Here is a 19,801-nt window from a genome sequence, read left to right as displayed (position 1 = left end):
TTTTCTTATGAAGGATCTTTGATAATAAAATATTTTCACACTTTTTTTAACTGATAAATTCCAGTTCCTGTACTTTAAACAAGCAACAAAAACTGGAATTGCTCCATATCAACCATACAGTACCTAAGGATCTCCAGGAAATCTCATTTAACTATTATCCGGAAGACATATCTCATGGCCCGGTCATCCATAATATTCATCCCGTGCACTTACCATAGCTTTCAGGTTTCTGGTAGGTGTATGTGGTGCAAGTCCACAACCTGGTGCAAGAATGTTCACACCGTTTTCTATACACGCCCTGGCCTGCTCTTTCACTTCTGTAGGACTTGATGATAGGAGAATATCTACAGGAGCTACATTGCCTATAAGACAGGCTCTGTTCCCTATGACATCTTTAGCATATTTTAGATTCACTTTTTCTTCAATACTCAAACCTTCAAATCCTGAATTTGCCATCGGATCAAGGATTGCAGTAGCATCTCCACACATATGCAATATCATGGGACCAGATGTATTGCCACATAATTTCTTATATTCTGGCAGGAACAGAGATTCAAAAATGGCTGGGGGTAACAGATCGGGACCTGCTTCTGAATCTGGCATACATATCACGTCTGCACCTCTTTCAAAAAGAGCGTTTGAATAATCCGTACATACCTCTACCCCAATTTTAACAACTCGTTCTATAATCTCCGGATTTGTAATGGACCACATCAGGTAATTCTTCGCACTCAAAAGAAATGAAGCTATGGCAGCAGGACCAGCCATTCCCGCAATAACAGGCACATCATCCCCCACCTTTTCCCTGACAATCTCTGTAGCATCCAGTATTGTGACAATGCGGTCAGATTCCATAAAATTATCAGGAATGATATATTCCAGCGCATCCTCTTTAATTTCACATGGACCCTTGAGAACTGATGGCTGAGAGTCAAGTGTTCCCTCTTTGATAGCACAGCCAAGCGTTTGAGCAACAGCAGTTCCATCAAAAGGATACCTTACTGCTTCCAGACCTGCGATCTCATATCCACCAATTGCAAGAGTTGCCATCATCTCAGCATCATAGTGTGCATCAGGCCAAAAGACACCGGTGGCATCCATCAATTCAACTGTTCCAGTCTGAGTTACTGAACATGCTGGAACTTTATCAACATCTTTTCCCATCAGAGAATCCAAAAATCTTTGTCTTAGCGTCATATCTGCCATAAAATGCCTCTTAGAACAATCATTAAGGTGTATAAAGTTATAGATGTAAGAAGTTAGTCTGCATAGATTGAAATACTTTTATATGAACACTACTTCAAGTTATCGTCTACAGATAAATAAAAAGTAAACTATTTTAATTGACTGATTTTAAAATTACCGGAGAAATAAAATGATACCTGTAGAAACCCTTGCAATACTTTTCGGACTTGCATGCGCATTATCATGGGGTGCAGGGGATTTTATAGGAGGGTGTGCTACCAGACATACAAGTGCTTATTCTGTGGTTCTGGTCACACAAATTATGGGGATCTTTACATTCCCAATTCTTGCATTTGTATTTTCAGAAAATATACCTTCAATGGACAATCTGATATGGGGTGCTTTTGCAGGATTTTTTGGAGCTGCCGGCTTGATAGCATTATATATAGGCCTGGCCAAAGGAAAAATGGGTATAGTTGCTCCCCTGGCTGCAGTAATATCAGTGATCATACCGGTAGTATATTCATCTCTAAATGAAGGTATCCCATCTTTATTTAAGATCACTGGCTTTATCTTTGCATTTATTGGAATATGGTTTATTGTTAACATGAATGTTGGACCAAAGTTAAAGGCAAAAGATTTGGAATATCCGTTACTTGCAGGAATATTGTTTGGTCTGTTCTTTATCTCCATTGATAATTTCAGTGCAACTGCAATTTACTGGCCATTGACGGTTTCAAGAATTACAGCATTTATCATGCTCACAGGATTCATAATGCTAACAAATACCGTCAGTAAGCCCACAAGCAATGTGGTTCTTGTAGTTATCCTTGCAGGGTTATTCAACACTGGGGGTGTCACTTTTTTTGCTCTGGCTTCAGAAGCTGGGCGATTGGATGTTGCCACAATCCTATCCTCACTGAGTCCTGCAGTTACAGTAATGCTGGCATGTATATTATTGGCAGAGCAGCTTGCTCCGCGTCAGTGGATAGGAGTAATAGCTGCCCTGATCGCTATAATCCTAATGTCTATATGAACACTGAGTGTTTTTCAGAAAGCATGATAAAACAATCTTTAGTAGAAATCTATAAAATAGGAATGAGAAATTGTTTGTATAAATGAAAAATAAGAGAATTTGTTGACTGAATTAGCTGATTTTAAATCTAGTTTGTGCTTTTAAGTTGACATGTAAACATCTTCATCAAATGCAATGTAATTACTATAATCTTTTGAATAGGTTTGATAATCCATATAAGACCATGCACCATTTTTATAGACTTTTCCATCGACTACAATATCATAGTACTTGATCTGTCCCCGATCATCTGTTGTATGGTGATCATTTTCTTTGAGATACTCCATATTCAGATCATCACGCAAGAAGTACTTTATTCGGTCTAAGAACACAAAATCTTTTGTTTTTCCAAGTAATGCATTATTCCATTTGATCTTCCAGCTCAACCTTACATTACACATCACAATTTCCTCCATTTCAATATTAAAGGTATTAATTCAAATATTAATTTATTTCAGGCTGTCAAATATGTCCGTTGAAAACTAAATTTAAAGTGGTATATTAAATTAATCATCAACTTAAAAATGGATAACGTCGATAAATAGCTGCAAACCTATAAATTACATCTTCTATTTCTCCAAAATTTATATACCAAAATAACATACATATGCATAGGTGATAATATGATTCACGAAGAAAGAAGTAAGTTGTCAGAAAAAACTCTTGATCTTAAAAGAGCAATTGATTCTCTTAAGGAAGAATTGGAAGCTGTTGACTGGTATAACCAGAGGGCAGATGCCTGCACAGATGAGAACCTGAAAAAAATTCTGATACATAATGCAAATGAAGAAAAAGAACATGCAGCTATGCTCATAGAATGGATCAGGCAAAATGATGGAAATTTTGCTAAGGAATTTAAAGAGTACTTTTTCAGTGAAGAAAAAGACATAGCAAGCCTTGAAGAAGGCTGATTTCTTTTTATTCCACTTTTTTATCTATTATTTTTTAGATTAAATTCCTGATCACTTACTGCATCTTTGATAATTATTACATGTGCGTTCACAATAAAATGTGATTCTAGTCATATATATTCTGATTCTTTCTGATTAATGGAAGATATGTAGAATAGTATAGATGACAGCGTCAACGAATCCGAGTAATGTCTTTGAAATGTAAAACAGTTCCAGATACAGTATGAGACAGATATTTTAGAGGGGTTATGTTATAATAAATGGCGATGTATCAGTAAAGAGCAGTAAACCAAAGTTCTGCATTTACTATTATAACTATAATAAATGCAATTAAATGATATTGAGGGATTCATGTGAAAGTTCTGGGTGTTGTTGGAAGTCAAAGGAAAAATGGAAATACTTCTGCACTGGTGAAAGAAGCTTTAAAGCCTTTTGAAGAAAATGGTATTGATACTAAACTGGTTTTTCTGGGCGACTACAATATAAATGACTGTAATGGATGCGATGGTTGCCAGGATACATTCAGGTGTATAGTTGATGATGATATGCAGGATATATATCCTAAAATTTTAGAAGCTGATGCTATCGTTTTAGGTTCTCCAACATACTTTTATAATGTATCAGGAGACATGAAAACTTTTATAGATCGATGCTATTGTTTCGAAGCTTTTGATGAGGGTGACCGTTCTGTCTGGATGGGAATAAATGAAATACTGGGAATTAAATATGCCGTTGTAGTTGCTGTTTGTGAACAGAATAATGCGGCTGATATGGGCTATACCGCTGAAGTAATGGAAAAGCCACTGGAAGCTCTGGGTTACAGAGTTGTAAGCACAGCAAAAATATTAAATCTGTTCTCACCAGGAGAAGCTGTAAGCGATCAAATCGCTATGGAAAAAGCAAGCAAAGCTGGTGAGAAACTCCTAAAGACCTTAAAATTTAGAGATAATCTAACCCGAAAACTGCGTTCAACAGGGTATAATAATTTAGGTCAATGATGATTATTTTTACAGGTGCTTTTTATTTTTAGTAAGAAATTTCCAGTTGAATATTTCGGTCAGAATAGACCTGAATTATCCGTTCAAATTAAGAGCAGGAGTCTTCTTTCGTCAGGGAGGAGTAATTGACTCTTATACATAAAGATAATTAACCAAATAAAAGATGTTGAAAAATTCAAAAAATCCTTCACAATACTGGCAAAACCACTTGAAATAGGTTTTTTACAAATTCTGAAGGATCTTACCAAATCTAATATATCCTTGCTTATTTCAAATTACTATCATCCTGGTTTTAATTATTTCCTGGTGATATAATAGATAGTATATAATGCAGCAATTCCTACTATAGTATACACAGCCCTTTCAACAACCGGCCATGCTCCAAACAGTGCTTCAACAAGATTAAAATTAAAGACTCCGACCAAACCCCAGTTGAGACCACCTATTATCAACAGTGCCAGAAAAATCAGATCTACTGTACTTTTACCCTCCATATTATTAACCTCCATTTATATATCAAAATAAGCTCAATTCCTTATTTACTTAAAAAAGTAAAATAAGCTTATATTATAGTATAAGTACCACAACGAATATAAATTTACTGCATAAAAAGTTTTATTCGAATTTATTTGTCTAATCAATAGTTTTTAAAGTCAATTTCTACCAATAATATAATAAAAGCAACTTATTTCAATTTATACTGATTAATTGTTATTTTTGAGTGTAATGCTGTTATACAAGATATGATATCATCTTTAAAAGTAGGCAGGGAAAATTAAAGTGGTATTTGTATCCAGAAGTTCTACAGGAATTACTACAACTACAATTAGATAGCTTTTGTGAAGCTAACCAAAAAAAGGTAAGAGAACCGGAGTTAAATATCTTGATTTTCTAGATTATACACCAGTAATCGATACAAGACCATAACTTCCGCTTTTTTGAAATTATCAAAAAAAGATATATGATTCAATACCCCTGATCTTGATAATTTTATTGACATATTGTTCATTATTCAGTCTTTGTATAATTGATCGGGACTCCGGAAGTTCCAAGTGTCAAATATTTATATATAGGTTCAGTAGGCGCCAGCCAAACTTTACCTGTGCCTTCAAATGTCTGCAACATTCCTTCTCCACCAGTAAGTGTTCCGACCAGGTTTGTAGAAGATCTTTTGACACTATATTTGATACCTGAAGTTCTCAATAAAGCAAAGGTGCCATCTACCTGCAGTTTCTCATTGTTCAGTTCATACTTAAGGACTTCTCCAAAAGGAACCGGTATTGAAAGAACACATGTACCTGTGCCGGATATTTTGGTCTGGAACCAGCCTTCGCCACCGAACATTCCCGCAGAGATGGATTTCATGGATTCAACGCCTACATCAATTCCTTCTTCACAGCAATAAAACAATCCCTTGTCAACAATAATCGATTCATCATCCAGTTCATATATTATAAAATGACCAAAGCTTGGTTCAAGAAATACCTCGCCAGTGCCTTTGTAAAGGGGCTTGAACATTGCTTCCTGATTCAGTTTGCTTTTGATCATTTTCTTTGCAAGGCCTCCAACACCACCGATCTGGGAAGCCATTTCAATGTTCCCCTTGTGGAAGTTCAGGTTACCGCTTTCAATTATAAGACCTCTATCTTCAAGAGATACTTTTACCTGCTTAAGTGACATACCTGCTTTATGAATATAATACAATTTTTTTGCGATGTTGTGATGCTTGCTTCCCTTTAATTTCTGATATTCAAGCACTTCGATCTTGAACCCATCTTTTTCAAAAGAATTGATGACTTCCATGTTATCATAGAAATTTTGTGTCATAATATTCACCAAAAATTATGGAATCTGTTTATAAATAAAGTTGTTGCTCTCTTTGATTTAATTTTAACCGTAACTGAGATAAGAACAAATATTCTTTATCAAAAGTAGTTGTTTCTAATTGAGAATAAAGCCTTATTTAAGGGTCCTTCTTATGATATCAACTATTTCTTTATCGTTTAAGATATTCTCATTGCGAAGTTTAACCATGTATTCCAATTTATCCAGAATTTCTTTTGCGTTTTCTTGGTTTAATGGCTTAGAACAATTCTTCATATGATTGAACTCTTCCATAAAAGCTGATGCAAGAACCCCTGCAGGCAGAGCAAAAATACCGATTGCAATGAGAGCTATAATTGACCCAAACAGCTTACCCATCATAGTGACAGGATAAACATCTCCGTAACCTACAGTTGTTACAGTCGCTATTGCCCACCACATAGTCATGGGTATACTGGAAAAAAGATGGGGTTGAGCCGTACTTTCAAAGAAATACATGATACTTGATGAAATAATTAAAAGAAGAATCAATATGAAAAAAATGATCCCAAAAACATCCTTGTGCCTGGTAACTCCCCGTGACAGTATGCCCAGGGCACAGGTGTACCGGGCCAGTTTTAGCAATCTGAATATTCTAAGTAGCCTGAAAGCTCTAACAAATCTCATATCTACAGGGAACAAAAGAGGCAGATAATATGGCAATATTGCGATCAAGTCTGTCAGGGCAAGAAATGAAAATGCATATTTTATTCTTCCCTTGACAGGATGAGAAAACTTTGGATTTTCAGTACATGTCCATACCCGAAATAAATATTCAACTGTGAATATCAGGACAGAAATAAGTTCAAAATTTAAAAAAAAAGTCCCATAAGGGACTGCAAGCCATTTAACAGACTCTAGGATAACTGCAATTACATTTAAAGTAATAAGTATGATTATAAATAAATTGAAAAAATGACCTGGTTTGTTCTGTTCAGCTTCCGGCTCTATAATTTTATAGATACTCTTCTTTAGATGAGTATACATCCAATACTATATCAGAAAATGTATATATAAACTTAATTAAACTGTATTCTCCAGCATAAGCCCATTAAGCATAAACATTTGTAGGAACACAGATATTAGTAATTTCAAATGCTACAATATCTGAATATCTTATAAAATATCCAATTCAACTTTTGCCTTTAGATTGTGTCACTATTTTTAGAACACATATCAAGTTACGCATCAAATATAGATCATGATATTAATTTAATCAAGTCAGGCATCTATTCCTCTGACATAGATTTAGTTTATGCGGTTTATTCAGTAAATAATCAAAACTCTATTTTTACCAAAAATATTCACAGTATCTGGATTTAAAAGGGAATAACCTTTTATTTTTTGTTATCTGATCTTTGCTCAAATATTTCTGCGATTCTGTAGGATATATCATTTAGATAGAAGGTTCCCCAGAAGGCCACTATAATTGCTCCTATCAAATTGAATAGCATATCACCCATTGTATCATGAATACCATACTGTACAAGAACAGCATCTATTCCAATCATCAATGCCAGTTCGTCAGTTATGAATTCCAGGATCTCCCAGATCACGCCTGCTGAAAGGATAAACAGGAGGATGAATACAAACATCATTCTTGGAGGTATATGGATTTCCGGATTATAGATATCAATAGCCCTTACAATTACATATCCTGCAGCTGCAATTATACTTGATGATACAGCATGGGTCAGGTGATCCCATCTGGCAATGGCTTCATATAATCCAAAGGTACCAAGAGCATCAAGGAATACTGCAAGAGTTATCCACAAAGTTAGTGATGGATCAAGATGAAGATTATATCTATGTTTCATCAATGCAGGCAAAAAAGTGATGAACAATGCTAGAACTGCATTTAGCAATATATGCAGATCCCTTGAAATCACACCAATTATGAACAATATTACAAGACATGCCTGTAAAAGCCTGGTTATCATCTTTTGTTTCTGGATCGATAAGCCCAGTAATTTTCTAATAACCTTCGGAGGCTTTGAATAGGTGTATTCCTGATATACATCCATATCCCTATCTGGAAACATGACGCTGGAAGGTCCTTTCTTTACCATGGATTTGAAATACCATCCAAACAGAATGCCTGCAATAATACCAGCAATCAGTGCATAAATGAATTCATACATTACTGCAGCATTGATCACATCCACTGGACGGCCATCAAGAAGAAATGTAGTCCCAATAGTTATGTCCAGCATCCATCTCAGGAAATACCACATACCTGTAACAGCAAGTGTTGTAATTATCACGAGTAAAATTGCAAACTTTGGATTCATTCTCACTGAAGTGAACCAGTTTATTTCAGCTACAATTAAAAGTGAGATCGTAGCAACTGAAATATACACAGGGATTCCTGTCAGGAAAAAATGGTAGGCTGTTGTACTTCCAATAATAGGGATCAATACAAGAAGCAATAGGAACCAGGACGGCATCACCGATGGTTTGCAAAAGAATAATCCTGGTAAGATAATTATAATTACTACAGAGATGATCAAAATTGTCCATGCATAACGACCATTAAAAAAATTTACAATTGCTAAGAGCATCAGTACCAGTACAATAGTCCATGATAAAACCATGTTTAAGCGAGTATCATGTAAAATATGAACCAGGTCATCTCTTTTATTCATCATTGGACAGTCCTTTTTATCATTAAAAATTAAAAGTAAACAATGTACTTTAGATAAACATTTTGCTGGATAAAGTATTCTGGACCTTTTTACAATGGGATAGTATATGTGTTTTTTGTGCAGAGATTACTTTACGGCAAGCTAAGCAAAATCCTCATAGTCAAAGCGTAAAACCCCGGTGTCTTTAGCATCGAATTAAATCGAAGATTTGATGGGAGTTTCACCTAACTGTAAATATATGTTTATCTTAAAAGTTATGAAATTGGTATAAACGTAATATACAATTATACACTATTATACTATCACCAGGAAAGTCACAATAATCGACCTGTAAGCTACGGATAGCTATATATGTAAAAATTCTACTTTATAATACGGGGAATAATAGTTGAAGGCAAGATTGAATTCATGAAATATTGCATTAATATTTCTTGACATACAAATATTGTGAAAACTTTTACGTTCCACCCAATTATCTACTGGATAGTGTTTTCCAGCTATTGGTAGAAATAAAAAAATATCAACAACTTAGAGTACGGGGGCAAGAATAATGGTAAGCGATTTGTTTGATCTAAGTGGTAAAGTTGCAATTGTAACAGGTGCATCCAGCGGGTTGGGAGTGCAGTTTGCTGAAGCGCTGGCTAATGCCGGAGCAAATATTACTATTGCAGCACGAAGGATTGAAAGATTGGAAGAAGTTAAAGAAAAACTGGAAGAGACGGGTGTGAAATGTCTTCCTGTAAAATGTGATGTATTGAATGAAGATGAAGTAATAAATGTAGTTGAAAGTACTGTCAAGGAATTTGGGAAAGTAGATATTCTGGTAAATAATGCAGGAACTGCTTCTTTTTCTCCTGCTGAGGACATAACCGGTGATGAATGGGATAAAGTGCTCAATACCAATCTCAGAGGTGTATTTTTCTTTGCAAAACACGTTGCCAGAAAGATGAAAGAACATAATTACGGAAGAATCATTAACATAACTTCAATATATGGAGTAGCTGGAAATACACAATATAATGTATCCCCATATCATGCATCAAAGGGTGGCGAAGTTAATCTTACAAAAGCACTGGCAGCTGAATGGGCAAAACATGGCATCACTGTCAATGCCATAGGACCGGGGTTTTTTGAATCTGAAATGACAGAAGACCTCATTTCAGACGAAGCATTCCAGAATTTTATCCAGTCAAGGTGTCCAATGAAAAGAATCGGTAAACCGGGTGAACTAAACGGCCTGTTAATATATCTTGCATCTGAGGGTTCCAGCTATGTAACAGGACAGCATATATGTGTTGATGGAGGATGGACTGCAGTATAAATCTGCTCCATTTACTAATAATATTAAATTCCTTCTTCAATACATTTTTTTATCAGGTTTTTCTATCCATTCATTCAAAAGGCCCTGGCACTCATCCCTGTCAATATTTATAGCATCAAACTGCTGAACAACAGCATTACCTTTGATGACATCATAGATGAAACTATCATCAAAACCAATAGCTGAGACATCATCTTTTGTAGTGCCAAAGTATAGTTTTTTAATCCTGGCCCAGTGAATAGCAGAGTAACACATAGGACATGGTTGAGATGTGGAATATATTTCACAATCGGATAGATCAAAGCTTTTTAAAATTGCTGAAGCTTCCCTTATGGCAAGTATCTCTGCATGTGCAGTTGGATCATTTGTTTCCAGTACCCGGTTATGAGTCCTGGCAACTAAAATGCCTTTTTTTACAATAACACAACCAAAGGGTCCACCATGATTTTTATTCATCCCTTCCCTTGCTTCTTTAACTGCCATTTTCATAAATTCATTCATCAAATTCTTCCTGAAGAATAGATTTAATTAAGAGGTACATATAGAGGTCAATATCTGTAACAAATATATTCAATAGACATCATATAATTGTATTCTGTAAATACTGTTGTCATGATCTATTCGCTTTTTCATAGAGAAATACATTATGATATAGCACTCCTGCTATGAGAAAATAAATTTTCTGAACAATGATAGGATATGATATCAAATCATATCGTATATATATGTTAATATCTGTAGTTCATTCCAGACCACATATAAGATAATAATTATAAAATGCCAATTGCATCGGATTTCATCTGCTATCAATCATTACAAAAACTATTTATTAATAATTAAAACGTTGATCTCATGCTGGACAAAAATTTGAATTTAAAGTTAAAACTGGTTCTGTATATTGTAGTTGGTATCATTCTGATAATGACAATATCAACTGCGATAATTATATCGACTGTGACCTCACAGGAAGCTAACCTTGCATACATGCAATCAATAGAGACTGCAAATAATTATGCAAACCAGTTTGATTCTGACATGAGTTCCCATCAAGCTATTGGCAGTACCATTGCCCATTCTATGAGTGTTTATAAATCGTCCAGCCGTGATGAGGTGAATTCAATATTGGAAAATCTGCTAATTGAAAATCCAAGTTTAATAGGCACTTATGTCTGCTATGAACCCGATGCATTTGATGGGAAGGATAATGAATTCATCAATACAACAGGCCATGATTCAACAGGAAGATTCATCCCCTACTGGAACAAAATCAATGGACCTGTCAGACTGGATCCACTGATAGATTATGAAACTGCAGATTATTATCAGCTTCCAAAACAGCTACAGGATGAGGTTATCACTGAAGCATACTACTATGAAGGTGCATTTATCGTCAGTTTCGTTACCCCGATATTCAAAGATTATGAGTTCATAGGAATTGGAGGAGTGGATGTTTCTCTGGAGTACATAGATGATGTTGTCAGCTCGATCCGGATATTTGACAGTGGTTATGCAATAATGACAGATAAGACAGCTACATTGCTTTCACATCCCGAAAATAAAGAATGGATTGGTAGCAGGACATTATATGATTTCGATATTCCAGAGATTTCAGAAATGGCAGATGACATCCGGCAGGGAAAGGGTGGATATATAGAAACAATAGATCCAACAACTGGTAAAGAAGTGATTATGTTCTATGAACCTGTTGAAACTGGCAATTTTTCATTCATACTGACAGTACCATTAGATGAAATGCTTGCAGGTGTAACTGATCTAAGAAACAGGATGCTATTGATTTCCTCCATTGCGATTATATTTATGAGTATCATAGCATATATAATCGCAAATTCTTTCACAGATTCCATTGACCAGATTGTTTCTGGTTTTAGACGCGTAGCAGATGATGTAGTTAGAGGAAAACTGGATACAAGAGCAGATAACAATGTAGATCCAGATTTTAAAGAAATTCCCGATGGATTAAATGAAATACTGGATGCAGTGATATCTCCGATCAGAGAAACTGTTAGAGTGACAAATGCACTGGCAGATGGAAAACTTGGATCAAGGGTACAGATGGATGTTCAGGGAGAATTTAAACAGCTTGGAAACACACTCGACTGTTTTGCAATTGAACTTAACAACATTATTGATGATTCAAATGCGGTACTTGTTGCTTTTCAGAAAAACAACTTCAAAAGAGGCATCCGGGTAGAGGGAAATGGTGATTTTAAAAAACTAACCGATGGAATCGAAGAAGCAAGGCTTTCACTTAGAAGGATGACCATGGAAAGGGAAATGGCAGAAATCTCCCTTCAAAATTATGCACAGCAATTGGAAAGATCAAATAAGCTCAAAGAAGAGATGGAGAAGATAATTGACAGAAGCCCGGTTATTGTTTTCAAGTGGAATCCTGAAAATAACTGGCCTGTTGAATTTGTCTCGGATAATATTTCACAATTTGGATATTCTAAAAAAGACTTTGAATCCGGTAAATTAACATACGGAGACATTCTGCACCCAGATGATATCACAAGAGTCAGGTCCCAGCTATCAAAAAGCTGTAAGAGCAGACTTACTGAATTCACAAATGAATATCGAATTTTGACAAAAGATGGTGACATCAGGTGGATTGATGAAAGAACTTTCATCAAATGCTCTCCAGAAGGAAAGCTGATTCAACTTCAGGGAATAATATTTGATATAACTGATAGAAAAAAGGCTCAAGAAGCTTTACTTCATGCAGAAGAAATACGAAAGAAGGAAATTCACCACCGAATAAAGAATAATCTTCAGGTGATTTCCAGTCTTCTTGATCTGGAAGCAGATAACTTCACTGACCCAAAAGTAATAGAAGCATTCCAGAACAGCCAGAACAGAGTTGTATCAATGGCTCTTATTCATGAAGAGCTGCATCAGTCAAAGGACATAGAATATGTCAATTTTACAGACTACATCCAAAACCTTACATATAGTCTTTTTCAGTCATACAGAGTTAATACAGATAATATAAAATTGAATCTTGAACTTGAAGATATTTTCCTGGAGATGGATACTGCCATTCCACTGGGAATAATCATAAACGAATTGATCTCAAACTCCTTAAAGCATGCATTTTCAGATATTGATGATGGCATGATCAATATAGTACTGTATTTCGATAAAAATGAGAATAATCATGTTCTTATTGTGCATGACACTGGAAAGGGAATTCCTCAAAACATAGATATTCAAAACACCGAATCCCTTGGTCTTCAGCTAGTAACAACTCTTGTAAATCAGATTGGTGGAAATATCAAACTTGATAATTCAGCAGGAGCTAGATTCGAAATAAGATTTTAAAGGTGAAAAAAGGAATGTCAATGGATAGAAATAAAATTATTGTGGCTGAAGATGAGAATATAATAGGTTTAAGAATCAAAGATAAGCTGGAAAAAATGGGATATACCGTTACAGCAATTGTTTCCAGTGGAGAGGAAGCAGTCAGTAAAACATATTCAACTATGCCAGACCTCATCCTGATGGATATACGCCTAAAAGGACAAATCGACGGAGTGGAAGCAGCCAGTCAGATCAGAGATAAATTTGACATTCCTGTGATCTATCTGACAGCATATTCAGATGAGGAAATACTGGAAAGAGCAAAAAAAACAGAACCTTACGGATACATACTGAAACCTTTCACTGAAAATGATCTTCGGACAAATATAAAGATGGCTTTTTACAAACATTATGGAAAAAAGAATGATTGAAGATAAGACCAGAAATAAATTATGTGAATTTCAAAGGAAAAGATTTTTATAAACAATATCAAAAGGGATACAGATAGGTGCAAAATATGGATAAAACCAAAATTCTGATTGTTGAAGATGAAAATATTATTGCTCTAAATATTAAAAAAAAACTCAGGAACATCGGATATATCGTCCCTGGAATAGCATCCACCGGAAAAGAGGCAATAGAAAAAGCGGAGATCACATTTCCAGACCTGGTCCTCATGGATATCAGATTAAAAGGAGAAATGGACGGTGTGGAAGCGGCAAGCCAGATCAGAGATAAATTTGACATTCCTGTGATCTATCTGACAGCATATTCAGATGAGGAAATACTGGAAAGAGCAAAAAAAACAGAACCTTACGGATACATACTGAAACCATTTAAAGAGTCAGAATTGCGTACTTCCATAGAGGTCGCACTGCATAAACATAAAATGGAAAAGGGCAAAATACAGTAAAAAATCTATCTGCAAATTATTAATAAAAATTATTCATTACTATCAATTGATGCTTATCTGTATTCAAATTATAGATAATAGTTACAGATAGATTGCAATATAATGATAATTACTATATATTAATATCAAATTAACATTTTAATAAGTATAAATTAATTGTTATCAGTTAATTCAAATAAGATATTAAAAAAATAAATTATCACCGGTTAATTTTTGTGATACAAATACTGGCCGGCGATAAGAATAAAAAAAGAAAACAGGATTAGACCTGATTTCTGAATTTCTCACAGGAATTGATTTTGATATCGAGTGCTTTCTCAATATTCATTTTTGCTGCAATTCCCTTTGGAGCACCGGTTACAGATGTGATTACACCAATTCCGAGATCCTCTCTGATCTCTCTCATTGCAAATTCATCACTCAGATCAAGTGGTGTAACGCCAAGTTTGTCTGCTACATATTTCTTTGCTTCACCAATTCTCATGTTCTTGGAAAACTGCATCCTTGCAACAAGATCCCCTGCTGCTCTGATACCGCTCATTCCGGAGGTCATTATGTGGGAAATCGGCATACCCATTGGGTCGCCGACTCCTATCTATATGCCGTCGACGCCTGCAACTTCTACCATTGCCTTGCTAGCACGTGAAACTGCATCGATTGGTGGTGTTTCCAGCATTGGGATACCTCCAACACCCATTCCCATGTCTACATGACATGGAATATCAGATGCTTCAACTGCAGCTTTTATGAAAGTTACTGCGCGGGCAAGGTTCCATGAGAAACTCATACTTGTGTTTGTGTTTACAACAGGACCGAATACGTTTGCTCCGGCTTTTGTGACCAATGGGGCCTGCTGGTGTGGCCAGAGACCTGCTAGGGTCTTGCCATCGTACTCAAGACCGCCATGCATTCCAAGTACACATTCTCCGGCCATTCCCAATTCAATATACATTTCAGGGAATTCTTTTCTCAGTGCTTCAACTGCATGTAGTGTTGCAAACATGTCACCGTCACCTGCAGCACCGGTCGTATCAAAGTTTACACCGTCTGATGAGGATTTCATCATATGCTGAATAATCCATATCATGTCACGGGTAAGGTGATCTGCAGATTTTTCAATGGATTCCTGAGCTTCTGCAATCTTGAATGCTTTCATCAGGTCACCTGGATTCTCAAATGGGCCATCTGGGGTGTAATAAAGTCCCATATTGGGCATAGCACCATAGAGAAGTGGAACGATCATGTTCTGCTGACATACTTCCATTGCCTGACATTCCTGAGCAATTACAGGTTTTACTGGCTTGAAACTGTAGTCTATATGACCAAGTTCCATAGTATCTGCACCAAATGCACGCTCGTGCATCATACATCCAATCATACGGCTGGATGGGATACCAACACCACTGTTACCCTGATCACCATCTATACGAAGGGTACCAATATCGTGGGTTACAGGAACTTCTTTACCTGGTTCAACTCCTACCATACGTGATTTGGTCATGATGATCTCTGCAAGTTTCTCAAGTTCATCACCGCTAAGTGCAGATATCTCACCAAGATCAGCAGCATCCGCTGAACCTGCTTCAAGATCATCCATTATCTGATTCTTACTATGGTAAACACGTTTACCATCACCCATTCTTAGATCATATTCTGTTGCCATTATATTATGCCCCCATTTAAACACTCAATATTTCTTTTACCTGCTTTACAGCTTCACTGGCGTTTTCAGCATAAATATCTGCACCAATCTTGTCAGCCCATGCCTGTGTCACTGGAGCGCCACCAACCATTACTTTAACTTTGTCACGAAGTCCTTCTTCCTTGAGTGCCTCAATGACCTCTTTCTGTCCCTGCATTGTAGTTGTCATAAGAGCAGAAAGTCCTACAACAACAGCATCGACTTCTTTTATCTTGTCAATGAATGATTTTGTTGGCATGTCACGTCCAATGTCATGTACTTCAAATCCAGCTGACTGGAGCATTGTGGAAACAATTGACTTACCAATGTCATGTACATCTCCTTCAACTGTACCATTGACTATAACAGCCTTTTTCTTTTCAGTAGCTCCTGCTCCAAGATCTTTCTCAAGTAATTTGACACCCTCGGCCATTGCATCTGCTGCCATCATTACATGAGGCAAGAACAGCTTTCCTCTTTCAAAAAGAACTCCTACTTCGTTCATTCCAGCTGCAAGACCTTTTTCTATTATTTCAGCTGGCTCCATACCTGCGTCCTTTGCCTTTTCAACCGCTGCGAGCACATTATCCTTTTTGCATGAGATAATGGCATCTGATAGTTCTTTAATTAATTCTTCCTTGCTCATTTTCCTACCTACTATGTTCTTTTAAACAGTAATAAATCAAAAGTATCATAGGTATCGATACTTTCAATATTTCACATGCTTTTTGAAGATATATATAAATTATGGTTTTGAACAGAGCCGCGGAGAACTATAAACGTGTTTTGTATGCATAACAGTATCAAAGCTATATCCCACAATTTTTTATGTACACATATACATATCTTTAATCAATGATCAAAAGCCCATTCAAGCATCATGTATTTTGATCACAGATCATTTTTTCATCAATAACTGTGGCATTAACTATCCCGGGATGATATACCATATTCCGGATAATCATGATTATATTGCATAGTTGATAATGGAAATCTATAAATATTGTAACTAGATTCAACTGCCATAAGAAATTTAACAGTATTTAAAGCTCAAAATAATCAATTCCAGATAAGCACAATCTCATTGCAGATCAGTGTTTGCGGCGTATAATTTGATTATTCATTTATTAGTTTTCATAAATCTGTATAACTGGTCAAGTGCTTCTTTTTCGGTTTTCCCTCCACATTTGCGTATGATCTCAGCATGATATTGCATGAGATCCAGATATTTTTGAGAACCGGTGAGTTGATACCTTGTAGCATGTATGCAGGCCTCAAGGACAGAATTAAATCCTCTATTTGGTGCCCTTACAGCATCAATATGACTCAATTTTGCTTTAACAGGAATTAAATCAGCAACCAGGGACTGGGAAGATTTCTGCAGATTATTACACTCAAATAACATCCAGCTAATCCCATCTTTTAATACCGGAAACTCCACATCTTCATAAACAATTGTATCGAATTGTGATCTTTCAAGATTGGAAAATGTGGTCATTGTATATATTTTAGGATCATAAACAACGTTTGCTGCCAGAAATGGAAAATTCATAATATTTCCATATGTTTTTGAACCTTTGAATACACGTATCTTAATACCGTTTGAATTTTTTATAATACCCATTGGAGCAGCATTTGGTCCCTTAGAAGAGATGGTTGTTACAATGCATTCGGAAATACCATCCATTATACCATATTTTTCAGGAGCCAAATGGGGATTGTGCATACTTGATTTCAATATCTAAGACCTCCAATAAGAGCAATGAACAATCCGGCAATAACAATATCTGCCGTTGAACCCGGATTTATTTTTTTGTCGATCAGGTCATTATCAAAACGCTCTATATATGGAAGTACCATCCCAAAAGTAAGACCATCAGAATCGATCATCTCAATAATACTTTTTGCAGTTCTCGATACTGCATCTGCGGTTTCTTTATCAAATTTTGTCTGAATGAAGGTATCAGTATTTTCAGACAGTATTTTTAAAAAAGCATATACAACTACATTATTTATGTCGATTTTGTCATCATTGAGAACTTCAGGATATCTTTGAAGTGCATCCATGATAAGACTGGCACAATAACCACATCTCTTAAATCCATTCGACCACTCATCAGCGATAATGTCCCGGTTTCTAGAGATAATCATCAGATCAAACAGAGTTGATCTGTCCTTTTTGAGTGCATCTATCGATCTGTCATCATTAAGATCATATTTATCTATAGAAGTTACCTTCACTTTGCCCATGCGAAATGCACTATAAAAGTCAATTGCATCATTTACATCTGTATTTTTGACTATTGAATAGGCACTTGAAATAAGTTCATTGATAGTAAAATGATGTCTGCTCTCGAATATTTCACCTGCTGCCATAGAGAGGGGTATCAGTAATACAAAAGCTCCAAAATGAGTGTTACCGCCTCTTTGCCACAATGAACTTTCATAAACTGCAGATCTGATGTATCTGCCAGCAGATCCCTTACCCTTTGAAGCGGTTTCTACTAAAGGATGGACTGATACTGCTGATGCTAGAAAATGTTCATACCTGGTATCTTCATAGTTGTGATTGCGATCTACATTCCCGGGCTTGGGGGATGCAGAAACTTCAAGTAACATCGCAAGCTGAGCACATTGTGCAATATATGAATAGATCTTTTCCGGAGTTATATTTTCTGGAAGATATAGCCGATCCCCGATTATTTCAGTTTTCATCTGTAGCAACTTTTGAGTTCTCTAATATAAAATCTGCCAATTCTTTTTTGAGAAGCATGTATTCCTGATCACTTACCTGAAGCATTTCAAGGACACCATCCCTTAAAAAACAGGGCTTTGTGATTTTGCAGCACCATACCAGACTTCCAAAACAGGTACTATCCCCATATTCCAGCATTGTACCTTTTGCAAATTTATTCTTAATATCTGTAAATTCCTGGGGTGAAAATCCAATCTGTTTTATTTTATGTATAAGAGCACAAGGTTTTATAGGTACACAGCAGAAAGCCAATCCTCTTAGATCACCTTTTCCAGAGCAGAGATGTTTTGGGGCATTGTACCATCCACATTGTCCTTGATAACTGGATATTTCTTGAACAAGTTCTCTTATAAGAGATGGATTGTCCAGAACTCCTCTTGCAACAGAGACCACATCAGCACCCCGGGAAAACATATCTTTTGCATATAAAAAATCGGTTATTGAATTATTCCCTATGAGAAATAGACTTGTTGAATCGCGTATCTTACGTATAGCATCAAGATCAGCACCGTTTCCTGCAATCATTGCATCAACATGGACAATATCAGCTCCTGCCCTTTCGATCTGCTTTACAAGTGATATGTCATCTACAATACCCGTCCTAATCTTTACAGAAAGAACAACACCAGTTTCCTTAATTCTTTTGATCCACCTGACAAGTTCCTGAATATTATGTAAAAGCGTTTCTCCTGCACCTGCATCAATAATTTCCTTCTGTCTACAATGAGCATCAATCTCAAGTATACAGCCTTTATCTTTGATGGTCTGTGCCAGTTCCATCAATGGAGTTAACGTAGAACTTCTGACATTGACTGATACAGCACAGTCACATTTTATTCTGGATATTTCTTCTTCAATGTCCATCAATGGATTTTGCAGCACAAATTCTTTTCTGCCACGGAGTAGCATATGATCTGCAGCTTTTTTTGTACTTTCATCAATATTGTATCCACCAATTGTCACAAGACCGGCTTCTTTTGCATGATTGTTCACAAAGCTACTGTCTGTAACTCCTCCCATTGGAGCAAGTGCTATCGGATTTTTTAATTTGACATATCCTACTTTAAGATCAAACAGTTCAGTATTCAAATTGTTACCTCATTAATATCAGATATTCATTATCAGATAGGCATTTT

Annotated in this window: 18 protein-coding genes and 1 pseudogene; 7 read left to right on the top strand and 12 right to left on the bottom strand. The window is 36.1% G+C overall.

Going from position 1 to position 19,801, the window contains the following annotated elements; translation table 11 throughout:
- Positions 1-183: 183 nt before the first annotated feature.
- Positions 184-1,206: a methylcobamide:CoM methyltransferase MtaA gene (gene mtaA, locus MZHIL_RS03155; protein WP_013897925.1), complete on the bottom strand. Its 1,023-nt coding sequence runs from the start codon at positions 1,204-1,206 to the stop codon at positions 184-186.
- A gap of 169 nt (positions 1,207-1,375) precedes the next feature.
- Between mtaA and MZHIL_RS03150 the strand changes: the two genes are divergently transcribed.
- Positions 1,376-2,221, top strand: a complete 846-nt coding sequence (locus tag MZHIL_RS03150) for a DMT family transporter (RefSeq protein ID WP_013897924.1) — start codon at positions 1,376-1,378, stop codon at positions 2,219-2,221.
- Between the two features lie 140 nt (positions 2,222-2,361).
- Here MZHIL_RS03150 and MZHIL_RS03145 read toward each other — a convergent pair whose 3' ends face one another.
- A complete protein-coding gene (locus tag MZHIL_RS03145) occupies positions 2,362-2,661 on the bottom strand; it encodes a DUF427 domain-containing protein (RefSeq protein WP_013897923.1) in 300 nt (99 codons plus the stop codon).
- Between the two features lie 222 nt (positions 2,662-2,883).
- Between MZHIL_RS03145 and MZHIL_RS03140 the strand changes: the two genes are divergently transcribed.
- Together MZHIL_RS03140 and MZHIL_RS03135 are read left to right on the top strand one after the other, a co-directional pair.
- On the top strand, positions 2,884-3,171 hold the full coding sequence (locus tag MZHIL_RS03140; protein ID WP_013897922.1) for a ferritin family protein: 288 nt from the start codon (positions 2,884-2,886) through the stop codon (positions 3,169-3,171).
- Positions 3,172-3,524: 353 nt separating this feature from the next.
- Complete coding sequence (locus MZHIL_RS03135) at positions 3,525-4,169, top strand: flavodoxin family protein (RefSeq protein ID WP_013897921.1); 645 nt, start codon at positions 3,525-3,527, stop codon at positions 4,167-4,169.
- Positions 4,170-4,465: 296 nt separating this feature from the next.
- Here the strand turns inward: MZHIL_RS03135 and MZHIL_RS03130 are convergent, their stop codons facing one another.
- The 4 genes from MZHIL_RS03130 to MZHIL_RS03115 all read right to left on the bottom strand — a co-directional run bounded on the left by MZHIL_RS03130 (position 4,466) and on the right by MZHIL_RS03115 (position 8,680).
- Positions 4,466-4,663 (bottom strand): DUF378 domain-containing protein, encoded by a 198-nt coding sequence (locus MZHIL_RS03130; protein WP_013897920.1) that lies wholly within the window; start codon positions 4,661-4,663, stop codon positions 4,466-4,468.
- A 514-nt stretch (positions 4,664-5,177) separates the two neighbouring features.
- A complete protein-coding gene (locus tag MZHIL_RS03125; RefSeq protein WP_013897919.1) occupies positions 5,178-5,996 on the bottom strand; it encodes an AIM24 family protein in 819 nt (272 codons plus the stop codon).
- A 132-nt stretch (positions 5,997-6,128) separates the two neighbouring features.
- The gene (locus MZHIL_RS03120) at positions 6,129-7,019 is read right to left on the bottom strand and encodes an ion transporter (RefSeq protein ID WP_013897918.1); all 891 of its coding nucleotides are present in this window, start codon (positions 7,017-7,019) and stop codon (positions 6,129-6,131) included.
- 350 nt (positions 7,020-7,369) lie between these two features.
- On the bottom strand, positions 7,370-8,680 hold the full coding sequence (locus MZHIL_RS03115) for a hypothetical protein (RefSeq protein ID WP_013897917.1): 1,311 nt from the start codon (positions 8,678-8,680) through the stop codon (positions 7,370-7,372).
- 547 nt (positions 8,681-9,227) lie between these two features.
- On the opposite strand from MZHIL_RS03115, the gene MZHIL_RS03110 reads away from it, so the two are divergent.
- Entirely contained in the window at positions 9,228-9,998 is a 771-nt protein-coding gene (locus MZHIL_RS03110; RefSeq protein ID WP_013897916.1) for an SDR family NAD(P)-dependent oxidoreductase, read from the top strand.
- A gap of 36 nt (positions 9,999-10,034) precedes the next feature.
- Here the strand turns inward: MZHIL_RS03110 and MZHIL_RS03105 are convergent, their stop codons facing one another.
- Positions 10,035-10,499: a nucleoside deaminase gene (locus tag MZHIL_RS03105; protein WP_013897915.1), complete on the bottom strand. Its 465-nt coding sequence runs from the start codon at positions 10,497-10,499 to the stop codon at positions 10,035-10,037.
- Between the two features lie 351 nt (positions 10,500-10,850).
- Here MZHIL_RS03105 and MZHIL_RS03100 point away from each other — a divergent pair, with 351 nt between their 5' ends.
- The 3 genes from MZHIL_RS03100 (at position 10,851) to MZHIL_RS03090 (ending at position 14,229) form a co-directional block, all read left to right on the top strand.
- Positions 10,851-13,337 carry a histidine kinase dimerization/phosphoacceptor domain -containing protein gene (locus tag MZHIL_RS03100; protein WP_013897914.1) on the top strand — a complete coding sequence of 829 codons (2,487 nt, stop codon included), beginning with the start codon at positions 10,851-10,853 and terminating at the stop codon, positions 13,335-13,337.
- Positions 13,338-13,357: 20 nt separating this feature from the next.
- Entirely contained in the window at positions 13,358-13,747 is a 390-nt protein-coding gene (locus MZHIL_RS03095; RefSeq protein ID WP_013897913.1) for a response regulator, read from the top strand.
- 86 nt (positions 13,748-13,833) lie between these two features.
- Complete coding sequence (locus tag MZHIL_RS03090; RefSeq protein ID WP_013897912.1) at positions 13,834-14,229, top strand: response regulator; 396 nt, start codon at positions 13,834-13,836, stop codon at positions 14,227-14,229.
- Between the two features lie 262 nt (positions 14,230-14,491).
- Here the strand turns inward: MZHIL_RS03090 and mtbB are convergent.
- The 5 genes and pseudogenes from mtbB to MZHIL_RS03060 all read right to left on the bottom strand — a co-directional run bounded on the left by mtbB (position 14,492) and on the right by MZHIL_RS03060 (position 19,754).
- Positions 14,492-15,892, bottom strand: a pseudogene (gene mtbB / locus MZHIL_RS03080) ([dimethylamine--corrinoid protein] Co-methyltransferase).
- Between the two features lie 16 nt (positions 15,893-15,908).
- Complete coding sequence (gene mtbC, locus MZHIL_RS03075) at positions 15,909-16,556, bottom strand: dimethylamine corrinoid protein MtbC (protein ID WP_013897910.1); 648 nt, start codon at positions 16,554-16,556, stop codon at positions 15,909-15,911.
- Positions 16,557-17,030: 474 nt separating this feature from the next.
- Positions 17,031-17,648 carry a DUF447 domain-containing protein gene (locus MZHIL_RS03070; protein ID WP_013897909.1) on the bottom strand — a complete coding sequence of 206 codons (618 nt, stop codon included), beginning with the start codon at positions 17,646-17,648 and terminating at the stop codon, positions 17,031-17,033.
- Positions 17,645-18,625 (bottom strand): triphosphoribosyl-dephospho-CoA synthase, encoded by a 981-nt coding sequence (locus tag MZHIL_RS03065; protein WP_013897908.1) that lies wholly within the window; start codon positions 18,623-18,625, stop codon positions 17,645-17,647. Before MZHIL_RS03065 ends, MZHIL_RS03070 begins: the two co-directional genes overlap by 4 nt.
- On the bottom strand, positions 18,615-19,754 hold the full coding sequence (locus MZHIL_RS03060) for a methanogenesis marker 9 domain-containing protein (protein ID WP_013897907.1): 1,140 nt from the start codon (positions 19,752-19,754) through the stop codon (positions 18,615-18,617). The genes MZHIL_RS03065 and MZHIL_RS03060 overlap by 11 nt, the downstream gene beginning before the upstream one ends.
- Positions 19,755-19,801: the final 47 nt, after the last annotated feature.

Source organism: Methanosalsum zhilinae DSM 4017 (genome assembly GCF_000217995.1).
In the GTDB taxonomy this organism is placed as follows: domain Archaea; phylum Halobacteriota; class Methanosarcinia; order Methanosarcinales; family Methanosarcinaceae; genus Methanosalsum; species Methanosalsum zhilinae.
This window is presented reverse-complemented; position numbering and strand designations above follow the sequence as displayed.

Excerpts from the sequence above, each read along its gene's own strand:
- MZHIL_RS03120 (WP_013897918.1), bottom strand. The coding sequence starts at position 7,019 with ATGTATACTCATCTAAAGAAGAGTATCTATAAAATTATAGAGCCGGAA.
- MZHIL_RS03130 (WP_013897920.1), bottom strand. The coding sequence starts at position 4,663 with ATGGAGGGTAAAAGTACAGTAGATCTGATTTTTCTGGCACTGTTGATA.
- MZHIL_RS03140 (WP_013897922.1), top strand. The coding sequence starts at position 2,884 with ATGATTCACGAAGAAAGAAGTAAGTTGTCAGAAAAAACTCTTGATCTT.
- MZHIL_RS03150 (WP_013897924.1), top strand. The coding sequence starts at position 1,376 with ATGATACCTGTAGAAACCCTTGCAATACTTTTCGGACTTGCATGCGCA.
- MZHIL_RS03065 (WP_013897908.1), bottom strand. The coding sequence starts at position 18,625 with ATGAAAACTGAAATAATCGGGGATCGGCTATATCTTCCAGAAAATATA.
- MZHIL_RS03105 (WP_013897915.1), bottom strand. The coding sequence starts at position 10,499 with ATGAATGAATTTATGAAAATGGCAGTTAAAGAAGCAAGGGAAGGGATG.
- MZHIL_RS03110 (WP_013897916.1), top strand. The coding sequence starts at position 9,228 with ATGGTAAGCGATTTGTTTGATCTAAGTGGTAAAGTTGCAATTGTAACA.
- mtaA (WP_013897925.1), bottom strand. The coding sequence starts at position 1,206 with ATGGCAGATATGACGCTAAGACAAAGATTTTTGGATTCTCTGATGGGA.
- MZHIL_RS03125 (WP_013897919.1), bottom strand. The coding sequence starts at position 5,996 with ATGACACAAAATTTCTATGATAACATGGAAGTCATCAATTCTTTTGAA.
- MZHIL_RS03100 (WP_013897914.1), top strand. The coding sequence starts at position 10,851 with ATGCTGGACAAAAATTTGAATTTAAAGTTAAAACTGGTTCTGTATATT.
- MZHIL_RS03115 (WP_013897917.1), bottom strand. The coding sequence starts at position 8,680 with ATGATGAATAAAAGAGATGACCTGGTTCATATTTTACATGATACTCGC.
- MZHIL_RS03145 (WP_013897923.1), bottom strand. The coding sequence starts at position 2,661 with ATGTGTAATGTAAGGTTGAGCTGGAAGATCAAATGGAATAATGCATTA.
- mtbC (WP_013897910.1), bottom strand. The coding sequence starts at position 16,556 with ATGAGCAAGGAAGAATTAATTAAAGAACTATCAGATGCCATTATCTCA.
- MZHIL_RS03095 (WP_013897913.1), top strand. The coding sequence starts at position 13,358 with ATGGATAGAAATAAAATTATTGTGGCTGAAGATGAGAATATAATAGGT.
- MZHIL_RS03090 (WP_013897912.1), top strand. The coding sequence starts at position 13,834 with ATGGATAAAACCAAAATTCTGATTGTTGAAGATGAAAATATTATTGCT.